This is a genomic window from Flavobacterium sp. (genome assembly GCF_034111225.1).
In the GTDB taxonomy this organism is placed as follows: domain Bacteria; phylum Bacteroidota; class Bacteroidia; order Flavobacteriales; family Flavobacteriaceae; genus Flavobacterium.
Genome location: NZ_JAWUXR010000005.1, coordinates 56,487 through 70,574 on the forward strand (window position 1 = coordinate 56,487; position 14,088 = coordinate 70,574).

Annotated in this window: 12 protein-coding genes; 7 read left to right on the top strand and 5 right to left on the bottom strand. The window is 30.0% G+C overall.

The window, feature by feature from the left end:
• Nucleotides 1-7 precede the first annotated feature (7 nt).
• Nucleotides 8-2,797 carry a TonB-dependent receptor gene (locus UXY25_RS01710; protein WP_320814272.1) on the bottom strand — a complete coding sequence of 930 codons (2,790 nt, stop codon included), beginning with the start codon at nucleotides 2,795-2,797 and terminating at the stop codon, nucleotides 8-10.
• 226 nt (nucleotides 2,798-3,023) lie between these two features.
• On the opposite strand from UXY25_RS01710, the gene UXY25_RS01715 reads away from it, so the two are divergent.
• The 4 genes from UXY25_RS01715 (at nucleotide 3,024) to UXY25_RS01730 (ending at nucleotide 7,190) form a co-directional block, all read left to right on the top strand.
• Nucleotides 3,024-4,127: an endonuclease/exonuclease/phosphatase family protein gene (locus UXY25_RS01715; RefSeq protein ID WP_320814273.1), complete on the top strand. Its 1,104-nt coding sequence runs from the start codon at nucleotides 3,024-3,026 to the stop codon at nucleotides 4,125-4,127.
• 90 nt (nucleotides 4,128-4,217) lie between these two features.
• Nucleotides 4,218-4,760: a 3-hydroxyanthranilate 3,4-dioxygenase gene (locus UXY25_RS01720; protein ID WP_320814274.1), complete on the top strand. Its 543-nt coding sequence runs from the start codon at nucleotides 4,218-4,220 to the stop codon at nucleotides 4,758-4,760.
• 80 nt (nucleotides 4,761-4,840) lie between these two features.
• Entirely contained in the window at nucleotides 4,841-6,394 is a 1,554-nt protein-coding gene (locus UXY25_RS01725) for an aldehyde dehydrogenase family protein (protein WP_320814275.1), read from the top strand.
• Between the two features lie 130 nt (nucleotides 6,395-6,524).
• Nucleotides 6,525-7,190 (top strand): hypothetical protein, encoded by a 666-nt coding sequence (locus tag UXY25_RS01730; protein ID WP_320814276.1) that lies wholly within the window; start codon nucleotides 6,525-6,527, stop codon nucleotides 7,188-7,190.
• Between the two features lie 328 nt (nucleotides 7,191-7,518).
• Here the strand turns inward: UXY25_RS01730 and UXY25_RS01735 are convergent, their stop codons facing one another.
• Genes UXY25_RS01735 through UXY25_RS01745 form a run of 3 tightly spaced genes read right to left on the bottom strand, consistent with a single transcriptional unit; the run spans nucleotide 7,519 to nucleotide 9,353 of the window.
• Complete coding sequence (locus UXY25_RS01735) at nucleotides 7,519-8,094, bottom strand: PhnA domain-containing protein (protein WP_320814277.1); 576 nt, start codon at nucleotides 8,092-8,094, stop codon at nucleotides 7,519-7,521.
• A gap of 2 nt (nucleotides 8,095-8,096) precedes the next feature.
• Nucleotides 8,097-8,585, bottom strand: a complete 489-nt coding sequence (locus UXY25_RS01740; RefSeq protein WP_320814278.1) for a DUF6646 family protein — start codon at nucleotides 8,583-8,585, stop codon at nucleotides 8,097-8,099.
• Nucleotides 8,586-8,627: 42 nt separating this feature from the next.
• Nucleotides 8,628-9,353 carry a metallophosphoesterase family protein gene (locus tag UXY25_RS01745; RefSeq protein ID WP_320814279.1) on the bottom strand — a complete coding sequence of 242 codons (726 nt, stop codon included), beginning with the start codon at nucleotides 9,351-9,353 and terminating at the stop codon, nucleotides 8,628-8,630.
• A 213-nt stretch (nucleotides 9,354-9,566) separates the two neighbouring features.
• Between UXY25_RS01745 and UXY25_RS01750 the strand changes: the two genes are divergently transcribed.
• Genes UXY25_RS01750 through UXY25_RS01760 form a run of 3 tightly spaced genes read left to right on the top strand, consistent with a single transcriptional unit; the run spans nucleotide 9,567 to nucleotide 12,536 of the window.
• A complete protein-coding gene (locus UXY25_RS01750) occupies nucleotides 9,567-9,794 on the top strand; it encodes a hypothetical protein (RefSeq protein WP_320814280.1) in 228 nt (75 codons plus the stop codon).
• Nucleotides 9,795-9,845: 51 nt separating this feature from the next.
• Complete coding sequence (locus tag UXY25_RS01755) at nucleotides 9,846-11,852, top strand: tetratricopeptide repeat protein (protein ID WP_320814281.1); 2,007 nt, start codon at nucleotides 9,846-9,848, stop codon at nucleotides 11,850-11,852.
• Between the two features lie 12 nt (nucleotides 11,853-11,864).
• On the top strand, nucleotides 11,865-12,536 hold the full coding sequence (locus UXY25_RS01760; RefSeq protein ID WP_320814282.1) for a response regulator: 672 nt from the start codon (nucleotides 11,865-11,867) through the stop codon (nucleotides 12,534-12,536).
• Nucleotides 12,537-12,852: 316 nt separating this feature from the next.
• On the opposite strand, the gene UXY25_RS01765 is transcribed toward UXY25_RS01760, so the two are convergent.
• A complete protein-coding gene (locus UXY25_RS01765; RefSeq protein WP_320814283.1) occupies nucleotides 12,853-13,992 on the bottom strand; it encodes an ATP-binding protein in 1,140 nt (379 codons plus the stop codon).
• Between the last annotated feature and the right edge of the window lie 96 nt (nucleotides 13,993-14,088).

The window sequence follows — 14,088 nt, forward strand, 5'->3', positions numbered from 1 at the left end:
GCAATTTTTAGAAGTTAATATAGAAGTTTACGAAATATGTTCTTCCGTATCCGTAAAAATATTTAGGACCAAAAGCAGGAGTTCCGTTAACATTATCTTGTTGAGCATCTACGAAAGTTGCTTTTCTTGATTGTTCAAAACCACCAGTTTTATATTCAATATCTAATAAGTTGTTTATTGAAGCAAAGAATCCCAAAGTATTTCTGTTTTTGTTGCTAATTCTCCAAGATTTACCACCTATTAAGTTGAACAACATAAAGTTATCAAATTTTTCTTGTTTTAACAACTCTCTTACAGACTCTTCAGTAGCCCCTGGATAAGAAACACCAGTTGTTCTATCAATTGTAAAGTTGTCTGTTCTTAAAATATTAGAAATATCTAAGTAACTATCTGCTAAATAATTCATATTACCACTAATCCACCAGAAGTGAGGGTCTCTATACTCTAAGCCAAATGAATATGCTTGTTGAGGCATACCAGGTAATTTATAATCCTTAAGGTAGTTAGTTCCAAAATTTCTGATTGGGTTTAAGCCAGCTATTGTTCTAGCGTCATCATTAGTAACTAATTTAGCATTGTCAGCATATATGTACTGTCCATAAGAAGCAGCTGCTGTAGCTTTAATTGTAGAAGTAATTTGATATTCTAGACCTAACTCCAATCCTAAGTTTCTTTTGTCTACAGAAGTAACAATTTCACTTACGAATGAATCTTCATCTCCTTCAGTATCTCCAATGTTTTCAGCATAGAAAAAAGAAATTTCAGTACTGTTTTTAATTTGAGAAGCAAAAGCAGTTAATCTTGCTTTTAATTTAGGCGCTCTAATGATATAACTAGCATCAGCACTTGAAATAGCTTCGCTTTCTAAATTAGGAGTAAAGTTATTGTTTAAACGCGCATTTGAAAATGAGTTTCTCATTGTTGGCGCTGCTGTCATATACATAGCATTAAAATCTAATAAATGACGCCCTGTAATTTTATAAGTTAAACCCCCTTTAAATCCGAAGTTTTCAAAAATTACTTTATCTCCTTTACCATAAGAATTATTTGCATAAATTCCGTTTCTATACAAACCTTCTCTTTGGTATTGAGTTCTTGTAAATGATTGTGCTAAATAGAAATCAACTTTGTTGTAAGTAAATTTAAATTGCGTAAATGCATCTATTGTAGTTGCAAATAAGTTATAATTGTAACCATACGTGTCACCTTCTCCTACAATTCTATCAGGATTGTTTAAATCAGATTGTGTTGCATCACCTGTAAAGAATGGATCAACATCTAAAAAGTAAGAACCTCCCATTAAGTCTAATAAGTTTTGGTGATTATGGGATTTTAATTTTTGGAAATTTACAGCAGCATTCATCGAAATATTATCTGAAATACCAGCATTTAAAATTGAGTTTGCACTCCAAATTTTATCATCTGTTCTGTCTTCATATAAAACATATACGCTTTTTCCTGCATCAGAACTATTTTGGTTAGCAATATACATTGCATCCCAGTTAATTTGACTATTGCTTAAAAAATATTGCTCAGCACTTGCTGCTTGAGTATAATTTGGAACCCAGTTACCCGCATTATCATGATTGTTTAAATAATAACTTGGTAAGTTTTTATAATAAGTTGGATCAGGATTGTTTGATAATTGATTGTCAATTCTTGAGTTTCCAATTGTACCTGTTTGAAAAGCTACATTAGTATTTAATGTAGTTTTTTCATTTATCTTCCAATAGTGAGAAAGCATATTGATTGGCTCTTCTATGTCTTTATCTCTAGAGTTTCTCTTTTTACCATCTTGCCAACCCCAATATGAGTTGTATCTAACGCCCATTAAATCTGCAACTTCTTGAGTATTTGGTGAACTTTTCCCTCTACTGTTTTGAGCATAAATAGAAGTAAAGTTTAAACTATGACTATCGTTTATTTTCTTTTCAACACTTGCAAACATTGAATTTGCGCCATAATCAGTTCCTTCAAACTGTCCTTCGTCTGCCCATCTTCTTGAAGCAGAAACTACAAATGCCCAACCTTTATCATCTAAACCAGATACGTGAGTTGCCATTGCTCTCCAGCTATAGTTTGTATTGGTTCCAGAAAAAGTAATTCTATTACCTGGTCTATAATGAGAAGCTCTAGTGTTTATTTCTTGAGTTCCTAATGCGCTTCCAAATGTAAAATCTGAAGCAGCAGAACCCATTGTGAATTCTTGATTTCTAGTAGCGTCATTTAAACCACCCCAATTACTCCATTGTGGTCTACCGTCATAAATTTTGTTCATAGAAACACCATTAATCATTGTTCTACTGTAAGCATTATCTAGTCCTCTTACTCTAAAACGAGCTTGACCCCAGTTAAATGCGGCAGCCTGTTGATAAGTGTCTCTTGAAGCTTGTAATAATCCAGAAGTACTTTCTGAACCAGAATTATCATCACCTAAATCGTTTTCAGTAATGGTAACTAAACTCAACTGTTGTTCGGTAGTGATATCTTCTTCAAGAACAACATTTCCTAATTCTAACGTTTCACCTTTAGTTAACTCTAACAATAAAGTTTGAGAAAGATACCCATTAAAGCGAACTACTAAAGTTTGTTCCCCATGAGGTAAATTTTGAAAAACAAAATTTCCTTCAAAGTCAGTTAAAACAGTTTGGTTTGTGCTTTGAATTGTGGTAACCACATTTTTTAACGGTCCTTGACTTTTAGCATCAATCACTTTCCCTGTTAAAGCAGGTTTTTCTTGTGCAAAAACAAAAACAGCTTGTAATACAAATAATGTACTTAATACAAGTTTTTTCATAAACGAAATTATAATTAATATTTTTTTTAAATCCCTAATTCAAAAAAACTTAGGGGCGTCAAATGTACAACTTTTAATAATATTATTTACAATTGATGTGTAAATTATAATTGAATTGACAATAAGATAATAAGAGTTAACATTTAATTAATGTTCAACATTTAATAATATTATTTACCTTTGGCATCCATTTTGTACTAGAATAGACATTAACATAAGATAAGATATGAAAATTAAACAATTATTTACTGCCTTAATTATCCTTTTTACACTAAGCAACGTTTACTCTCAAGAGAAAAAATTTAAAATTCATACCGTTGCATTTTATAACATGGAAAATTTATTTGACACTATTAATGACCCTAAAACTAATGATGAAGAATATACTCCATCAAATGGTTGGACTTCAAAGAATTATAATAAGAAGCTTGATAATTTAGCAAGAGTTTTAAATGAAGTAGGGACTGGAGATAATCCAATAAATTCACCTGTTGTTATTGGTGTTTGTGAAGTTGAAAATAGAGGTGTTTTGGAAGATTTAGTAAAACATCCAAAATTAGCCGCTAGAGGATATAATATCATCCATTTTGACTCACCAGACAAAAGAGGAATTGACGTAGGTTTACTTTATCAAGGAAAATATTTTACACCTACTAGTTATACGAATGTTCCATTATACATTTATAAGGATGATTCAAAAAACGGAAAGAAAACAAAAGAAGACGAAGAAAACACCGACGATAAAGGTTCTGTAGACACTAAAACAAAAAGAATTTACACACGTGACCAGTTATTAGTTACAGGTATTTTAGATGGTGAAGAAATTAGTTTTATTGTAAATCACTGGCCTTCTCGTTCAGGAGGAGAAAAGAAAAGTAGCCCAAATAGAGAAGCTGCAGGTAGATTAAATAGAAAAATTATAGATTCATTATACAAAATCAACCCTAACGCAAAAATTATTACAATGGGCGATTTAAATGATGGTCCTTATAATAAGAGTGTTAAGAAAGAGCTTGGTGCAAAAGCATCTAAAGATGAGGTAAAGCAATTTGGAATTTATAACCCAATGGAAAAAATGTCTGAAGACGGAATAGGTACTTTAGCTTACCGTGATTCATGGGATTTATTTGACCAAATGTTGTTATCTGAACCATTCATTAGAAAAGACTTTAGCACATGGACATTTTGGAAAGCAGGAGTTTATAATAAACCTTTTTTAATTAATAAAGAAGGACCTTGGAAAGGTTATCCTTTAAGAAACTCAAATGGAGTTCCAGGATTTAGTGATCACTTCCCAGTTTATTTATACTTAGCGAAAGAAGTAAAATAGAAAAAATATAAAATCTTTAAAAGGTTAGTTGTGAATTATCATAGCTAACCTTTTTTATTTTTAGTAACTTTACTTTTTATTTATTAGAATATGGCAATAGCAAAACCTTTTAATTTAACAAAGTGGATTGAAGACAACAGGCATTTACTTAAACCTCCAGTTGGAAATAAAAACTTATATATCGAGTCAGGTGACTATATTGTAATGATAGTTGCTGGGCCAAAGGCGCGTAAAGATTATCATTATAATGAAACCGAAGAATTATTCTATCAACTTGAGGGAGAAATAACAGTTTTCATACAAGAAGAAGGAAAAAAAAGAGCAATGAATTTAAAAGCAGGCGATATGTATTTACATCCTGCTAAAGTGCCACATTCTCCAGCTAGAACTAAAAACTCTATTGGTTTAGTAATTGAAAGAAAACGAAACCATTTAAATATAAAAGACGGTTTGCTTTGGTATTGCGACAATTGCAACGAAAAACTACACGAAGTTTATTTTGAATTAAACGATATTGAAAAAGATTTTTTAGGCCATTTTAAAGATTTTTATAGTTCTAAAACAAAGAGAACTTGTAAAAAATGCGGAACAATTATGGAAACAGATACCCGATTTGTTTCTAAAGAAACTTAGGTTTTAGGCCTCTTTTTCAAATGTCATTAATATTCAATACATTTGCATAAATATAACAAAAACAAGAAATAAAGTTAAATATGTCTACAATAGCACAGCAATTTGGAATGCAAGAAGCTTTAGCACAATTAGGTGTAAAAGCAATAAATGAAGGAACATCTACAGGTAATGAATGGTTCTCTAATGGAGAATTAATCGAAAGTTATTCGCCAGTTGACGGTCAATTAATTGGAAAAGTAAAAGCAACTACTGCTGCAGATTACGAAAGAGTAATGCAAAGCGCAACAGCTGCATTTAAAACATTTAGAGCAATGCCAGCTCCACAAAGAGGAGAGATTGTTCGTCAGTTTGGAAACAAGTTAAGAGAATTAAAAGAACCATTAGGTAAATTAGTTTCTTACGAAATGGGGAAATCTTTACAAGAGGGTTACGGAGAAGTTCAAGAAATGATCGATATCTGTGATTTTGCTGTAGGTTTATCTCGTCAATTAAACGGACAAACTATTCCTTCTGAGCGTCCAGGTCATGTAATGAGAGAACAATGGCATTCAATTGGAGTTGTTGGTATTATTTCTGCATTTAATTTCCCAGTAGCTGTTTGGGCTTGGAATACTGCTTTAGCATGGATTTGTGGAGATGTTTGTGTGTGGAAAGGTTCTGAAAAAGCACCTTTATGTACAATTGCTTGTCAAAATATTATTGCTGAGGTTTTAAAAGCTAACAATTTACCAGAAGGTATTTCATGTATCATCAATGGAGATTACAAAGTAGGTGAAATGATGACTACAGATGTAAGAATTCCATTAGTATCTGCTACAGGTTCTACAAGAATGGGAAGAATCGTTGGTGCAAAAGTTGCTGAGCGTTTCGGAAAATCATTATTAGAGTTAGGTGGAAACAATGCCATTATAATTACTCCAACAGCTGACTTAAAAGTAGTTGTTCCAGGAGCGGTATTTGGTGCTGTAGGAACTGCTGGTCAAAGATGTACTTCTACAAGAAGATTAATTATTCACGAATCGGTTTACGATAAAGTAAGAGATGCAATCGTTGGTGCTTATGGTCAATTGACTATTGGGAACCCATTAGATCAAAAAAATCATATTGGACCGCTTATCGATAAAGATTCGGTAAATACATATTTAGCTGCAATTGAATCAGCTAAAGCAGAAGGCGGTAAAGTATTAGTTGAAGGTGGCGTTCTTTCAGGTGAAGGATACGAATCTGGATGTTATGTGAAACCAGCTATTATTGAGGCAGAAAATTCATTTAAAATTGTACAGCATGAAACATTTGCTCCGGTTTTATATTTAATGAAATATTCTGGTGAAGTTGAAAACGCTATTGAAGTTCAAAATGGTGTTGCTCAAGGTTTATCATCAGCAATTATGACAAACGAAATGAAAGAAGCTGAAAAGTTCTTATCATTTGCAGGTTCTGATTGTGGAATTGCTAACGTAAACATCGGAACTTCTGGTGCTGAAATTGGTGGTGCATTTGGTGGTGAAAAAGAAACTGGCGGTGGACGTGAGTCGGGCTCTGATGCATGGAAAGTATACATGAGAAGACAAACTAATACAGTTAATTATTCGGATGAATTGCCTTTAGCGCAAGGAATTAAATTTGATTTGTAAGAATAATCCTGTCGGGTTTTCAAAACCTGTCAGGATTGAATACGAGAAAACCCTGCAAAATTTAATTTTGCAGGGTTTTGTTTTTTGTAAAAAAAAACTTACCTTTGCAAAAAGTTTAAAATTAATTAAAATGAAAAAAAATTTATTTAGAGTGTCTTTATTTGTTGTTTTAGCAACTTTAATCTCCTGTTCAGGAGATAATGATGTTGAAAAAACAACTGAATTTAACCAAACATTATCAAACAATGAGATCAATTATGAAACTTTAAGCGAGAATCAAGATTTTGTATCTTTAATTGAAGAAATGGCTTTGTATAGTACAGAATTAAAAACTGTTATATTAAAAAATAATCTTGTACAAGAGGAGTTAACAAGTAGAATTAATGACATTCAAAACAATAATTTAAGCCCAGAGCAACAACTGAAAGAAATTAACAAAGTATTTAATTTTGACGTTACAAAATTTACATTAAATCATGAACATAAATATAAATTTTATTTGAATAGATTAAATATTAAGATTGAAGAAGTTCCTTTTGATGTTTTGGAACATGAAATTAATCAAGTTTTATCTAATAAGACAGATGGTTCTTCAATAGGTTCAGGTGGTGATTGTGATTATAGATATTATTTATGTATGGGAGGGGTTTATGCTGTAGCAATAACATGCCACGCTACGTGCGACTCTGCAGCTGTATTAGGGACTGCAGGTACGGCATTGCCAGTTTGTTTTCTTGCGTGTGGCACAGCTGCTGCATATGGGTCTGTATTATGTTCTGATAATCATTGTAAATAAATAATCATGAAGAAAAAGATAATTTCAAAAACGGAGATTAGAATTCATTTTTTAATGTCTATAATGTTTTTTTTATTAATGTTTGTTTTATTTCCTAAGCAACTATTAAATAGTGATTTCTTTTTATGTTCCTATATATTATATAGTATAATAGTTATTTATAGAGTTTACTTGTTCAAAAAACAGACACAATAAATAAAAATATCATAAAAAAAGAAGTCCCTGCAAAATCAAATTTGCAGGGATTTTTGTTTATTCTGTTAAGCTGTTTTGTTTCAACTTCTATTGGTAGAATGAGATTTTGAAACAAGTTCAGAATGACAAAAAACTACTTCGTCTTCTTTACATACTGAGTAATAATAAAAATAGTTTGGTTTTCAACACGACCTTCAATTAAATTTGGATCATCCCAAACCAACTTAATGTTATGTACAGCAGCACCGCGTTTTGCAGTAAAAGTTGCGCCTTTAACATCTAAGTCTTTCACTAAAACTACAGAATCTCCATCTTGTAATATAACGCCATTACTGTCTTTATGAATAATTTTGTTTTCATCTTCTTCAGCGCCTTCTCCAGTTGCTTTTGCCCATTCTAACGCTTCTTCATCTAAATACATCATTTCTAATAGATCTATTTTTTTTAAGCGAGCAAGCATTCTCCAAGAAACAATTTGTACCGGTAAATTTTCGTTCCACATGCTGTCGTTTAAACAATGCCAATGTGTAGCATCTATGTTTTCAGGATTTTCAATTTGGTCAACACAAGTTTTACAAGCCAGAATTGAATGGTCAACACTTTCTTCTGTATTTGGAGCAACATTGAACACAACTAAATCATGTTCGTTACCACATAATTCACATTTAGAACCGCTTCTGTCTTTTAATCTTTTTTCAATTACACTCATGTTTATAAATTAAATGACGCACCAATATTAAATGTAAACTGATTATTTAAATAATCATATTCAGTAATTTTATTTTCATATTTTGCTATAGGAAACGAAGCTTCTGTAAAAACACCAAACGAATCAGTAAAAAAGTAACGAGCACCTAAATGGCCACCAAAATTTTTTAAACCAATATTTAAGCCCGGATAAATATCTAAGTTGTCGTCAATATTTAGAACATTACCAATATTTGCATTAAATCGACCCTTTATGTCAAAACGATCTACAAATTTTGGAGTTCCTAAATAAGTAGCCGTGTTAAGTAAATATGAACTGATAAGTCCTACAGACATGTTTTCGCTTAGACCAAAATCCATTGAAGCAGCAATACCTGTTCCGTCTTTTTGAAGATTTGCTCCTATCTGAAGTTTAACATCTCCTTTTCCGTTAAATACTTGTGCATTTGCAAAACTTGCTATTAATAGCATTAAAAGTATAATTTTTTTCATATAATTCTTTATTTATTTAAATACAAAGATAAAACATCCTATTTAATTTCGTCCAATTTCATTAGGATATAATAGATCTAGCGTGGTACTTTGCCAATATTCTTTAGTTTCAACATCTAAAATAGTTAAAGGGCCTTTAAATCCAGCGCCAGTATCTAAATTCCAAACACAAGCTTTGTTTACAGGAATTGTTTCGTTAATTCTTGAAACAGGAGTGTGTCCTATGTATACTTCTTTATATAATTTAAGTCTGTTTGGATATAAATCATCTTCTATAGATAATTTTGGATTTAAAGAAAGTGCCATTTCCCATAGTGTTCTGTCCCAATAAAAAAGCGCCTTAAAGTATTCAAATTCAACACCTTTTAAATTAGTAAATCCTGCATGTATAAAAAGACGATTTTCTTCATCTATATAATAGTCTTTTAAATTCTCTAAAAACACAATGTGTTGTGAAAGTTGATTTTTAGTTAATTGTTTATAAGCAATAACTGTAGATTCGCCACCATGTTTAAACCATTCATTATTGTAGGTGTTCGTTTTTAAGTAGTTTAGAAGTAAATCATCGTGATTACCTCTTATGAAAACACAATTAAATTGTTTGTCAAGCACTAATAAATAATCTATTACTTGAGGAGACTCACTCCAGCCATCTACATAATCGCCTAAAAATATTAATTGGTCTGTTGAACGAAGGTTTACTTTTTTAAGTATTTCTTGTAATGCTTTTAAGCCTCCATGTATATCTCCTATTACATACGTTCTCATATAGTACTTGGTGTTTTTTCAAAAATAGTCAAAAAATTAAGTAAATACACCCGAAAAGTTTAACAAAATAGGCAGAAAACCTGTAAAACCAATCTTTTATAACACCTTATTTTTGGTATAACAAAAATAAGGTGTTATAAGTCTGAATTTATCACATCAAAAACAATAACCAAAAAATTCAAGAATTAAAAATAACCATTAAAAATTATAATTATGAAAAAATCAATTTTATTTTTAGGAGTAGTAGTAAGTTTTTTATCATTAACTTCTTGTACTACAGATGATTTAGACCAAAACTTCAATAATTCAAACATTCAGTTTGAGGAAGAAATGAATCAAAATTTTTATCAAAGAGACGGTGACTCTATAGTTCCACAACCAACAAATAATGCTTCTGGCACAAACGACGGAGATCCAATACTAAAACCTAAGAATGGTTAATTAAACAAGAAAAATCCTATATTTGTTTTAACATAGATTAAAACAAAAAAATTGAGTAAACTAATTAGGCTTTTTTTAATTCTGTTACTTGTAGGGTGTTCTAAAAAAAAGAATACCGTTAATCGTGATTTTATAGAAATTGACAAATTAATAAGTTTATCTCAAGATCAAAAACTGGCTAAAAATGCTAAAAAAATTTATGCAGATTCTGTTTACCAAAAACTACTCAAGAAGAAAACAGATTCTTTGTCAAGGTCAAGGTATTTTAGTTTAGCAAATAGTTATTTTACGCTATATGAGTTAGAAAAGTATAAAAAGGTTTCGGAATTAATATTAGAATCCAGTAAAGATGAAAATGACACTATTAATATTGCTAAAGCACAGTTATATATAGGGGATTATTATTTTGAAAAAACCCAAAACGATAGTGCGTTTATTTTTTATAGAAATGCTGAGGAATTATTTTCAAAGCTTAAAGACAATAAAAATTTAGCAAAAGTAATTCTTTACAAAGCCTATATTTTATTATATGAAAAAGACTATTTAGGTAGTGAAACCGAAACAATTAAGGCTTTAAATTTATCTGAGGATGATAAAACTTTTAAGTATGAATGTTATGTAAATCTTGGAAGTTCTTTGTCCGGCCTTGAAAATTATGATAAAGCATTAGAATATCATAAAAAATCTTTAATTCAATGTGAAGAGTTAAAAGATAAGTCTTTTTATGAGGCCTCAAAAGCGCAGTCATTCAACAATATCGGGATGATTTATTTAAAACAAGAAAACTTTAAAGATGCGGAGCTTAATTTTAGAAAAGGATTAGGGATTAAAAATATTGATAAGATACATTCATTAATTTATGCTTCTTTGTTAGATAACTTAGCATACGCAATGTTTAATTTAAAAGACAATTCCTCTTTTAAATTATTTTCAGAAGCTTTAAAGGTTAGAGATAGTTTAGAAAACACTTCAGGAATTATTAAAAGTAAAATTCACTTGGCTGAATATTATTTAGCAGAAAATAATACTGTAAAAGCATTAATACTAAACAAAGAGGCCTATAGTCTTGCTAAGAAATCTAAATTCCATGGAGATGTATTAAAATCCCTTAAGTTATTTAGTAAGTTAGACCCATTAAATGGATTGACTTATTCAAAAGAATACATACAACTTAGCGACAGTCTTTATAAAGTTGAAAGAGAATCAAGGAATAAGCTTGCTCGAATTGAATACGAAACCGATGAAATTATTCAGGAAAAGGAAGTTTTAACTGAAGAAAAAAAGTTAATTTTTTGGAGTTCTTTAATAATAATTTCTTTTAGTGTGTTGTTGTATATTATTTTATACCAAAGAAGTAAGCAAAAGGAGTTGGTTTTTGCCCAAGAGCAACAGTCAGCAAATGAAGAAATTTACAAGCTAATGATCAATCAACAACTTAAAGTTGACGAAGTTAGAACTGCCGAAAAAAACAGAATTGCAAAAGATTTGCATGATGGCATTATGAATAAGTTAACCAGTACAAGGTTAAATTTATTTGTACTATCAAGAAGAAGAGACGAAGAGACAATTCAAAATTGTATCAATTACATTAATGATATTCAAAATATTGAAAAAGAAATTCGTTCAATAGCGCATGAATTAAGCGATGATAAATTTACACAAAAAAATAGTTTTAGAAGTATACTAAAAGAGCTTATAGATGATCAAAATAAGTTGTTTTCTGCCAAAACAGAATTTGACTTAGACAAAAAAATAAAATGGGATAAAATAGATGCGTCGATAAAAATGAATATTTTTAGAATTATTCAAGAAGCACTTAATAATTGTAATAAATATGCACAGGCAAGCAAAATAGAGATACTAATATATAAAGATGATTTAGAAAACTTCGTCTTGTCGATAAAGGATAATGGCGTTGGTTTTAACACTAATAAAAAGAAAAACGGCATTGGAATGAAAAACATGTCTGAAAGGTCTGAATCAATCCGTGGAAAGTTTAAAATTCATTCTGAAGTAAATAAAGGCACAACAATATTAATCGAATTCCCCGTTATCTAAAACAAATGTATTATGACTAAAAAGAAGGTTTCTATTTTTATGGTTGATGATCATCCATCAATGATTGAAGGGTACAAGAGTATTCTGTCTTATAACGATTTAGGTTGCGAAATAGAAGTTTTTCCTGCTTATAATTGTGAATCTGCATATAAAAGAATGGCAGAATCTGAGGATATTTATGAATTTGACATGATATTCTTAGATTTAAGCCTCCCTCCTTATGAAGAAAAAGGAATTTATTCAGGAGAAGATTTAGCTGTTTATGCAAAGAAGAAATTTCCGCTTGCAAAAATTGTGATTTTAACTTCACATGCAGAAGCTTTTATTTTGTACAAACTTCAAAAGAAAATTGCACCTCACGGATTGTTAGTTAAAAGCGATTTTACAGCAGACGAATTCTTAAAAGCTTTCGAAATGTTGCTTAATGGCGATGTTTACATAAGTAAAACGGTAAACGAAAGCATACAAGAATTACTTTCAAACGACATGTTTTTAGATGATTTTAACAGGCAAATAATTACGCTTTTAGCAAGTGGAATTCAATCTAAAAATTTACCAAACCACATTAACCTTTCGATGAGCGCTATTGATAAAAGAAAGGCTCAAATAAAAGATTTCTTCTGTGTTCAAAAAGGCACTGACGAAGATATAATAAGAGAGGCAAAAAAGCATGGTTTTGTGTAAATTCTCAAATATTTAACAAAATATCTAGATTTATTGCAAACTAAATTATAATTTGTTGTGTATCTTCATATTACAAAAAAAACATAACTTTTTGTAATATGAAAATATATTCTAAAATAGTTGTTTCTCTACTTGTGTTAAGTTTAATATGGCTCTATCTAATATTAAACTTAGCCTATTTTACGTTTTTTCAAGAAGCTTATTTTTTCATGCCCAAAATTGATACTTCAATCCAATTTAAAATTGTTTATGTTTTAGGAATACTTATTAGCCTTGGTTACTTAAGGTTAATTTTCATTAACACTCCTAATAATTATTAATTATTATATTTCATTTTTCTAATAACTCTCATTACTTCTTTAAATGATGTGTATGAATTGTTGTCAAATTCTTTTAAGTAGGGTTTTGATTCTATTAATAATTCTTTTGCTTCATCAAAACCATTTAAAAAGCAAATCATAAAAACAGAAGGTAAGCTATCCAAATCTTTTAGTTCATTTGAATTTAAAGCAATCCCTTTTTTTAATTTATTTAGAATTGACAAATTTGAATTGTAAATATGATGAAGCATTTTTTTATTGAATTGTGGAGGTTTAAATAACAATTCGGTGTTTATTTTATAATAACCATTATCAAAAAAAGTAATCGTAACTTGTTCTAAAGGATAATAACTTGTTTTGTCGTTAATTCCCAAAGCTACATATTCGGTAATTGTAAAAGAATCGTTATCAAAACTAATATTTACATCATCTTGTGCAGAGTAAAAAAGTTTAACTTGTTCATTGATAAGCTCTATGTCAACCCTTGAATAAAAAATTTCATCCCGCACTTTCTTTTTGACTCCACTCCAGCACACCACAAATAATTCTTTAAAAACATTATACTCGGAATGTAAGTCTTTGTGTTTTATATTTACAAATTCTAAAACGCCGTCGAGAGTGTTTTTAATACTATTCCTTGAATTATTCTCGATACTAATAACAGTTTCAGTATTGATTTTTGAAAATGGAATTTTTTCTTCTGTTGGAATTGAATTACTACCTCTTCTCACAAAAACAGTATTTGCAGGTATGGTATGAATGCCCTTTTTAAAGTAAGAAACAGTGCTTTTTGGTTTAATAGTAACTAACCCTAAAACCTTTTCATTGCTTAGAACAGGAAAGTGAACATTTTCATATTGAATTTTTGGTGGATTTTCTAGAAAAGCATTTACTAAGTTTTGAATTCTACTATCATCATAAAAATCAACACCGGTAATTATATTTGCCTCATCTTCAACACCTACAACAATATAAGAGTTATTTACAGGGTTTGAATTTGAAAGAGCGCATATGTGTTTTAAAAATTTTGATTTTCCTTCACGAGAATGAAGGTTCAGTTGGCGTTTTTTATCATAGAAACTATTCTCATCATTGTGAGTAAGTAAATTCTTTATTAATAAACGTTTGTTAATCATTAAAAAACAGATTATTTCTTAAAAATATAAAACAAAATCATAAAACACTGCTAAATTAAGCAATAGTTTGTTTTTTTTAACGGTATATTAACAATG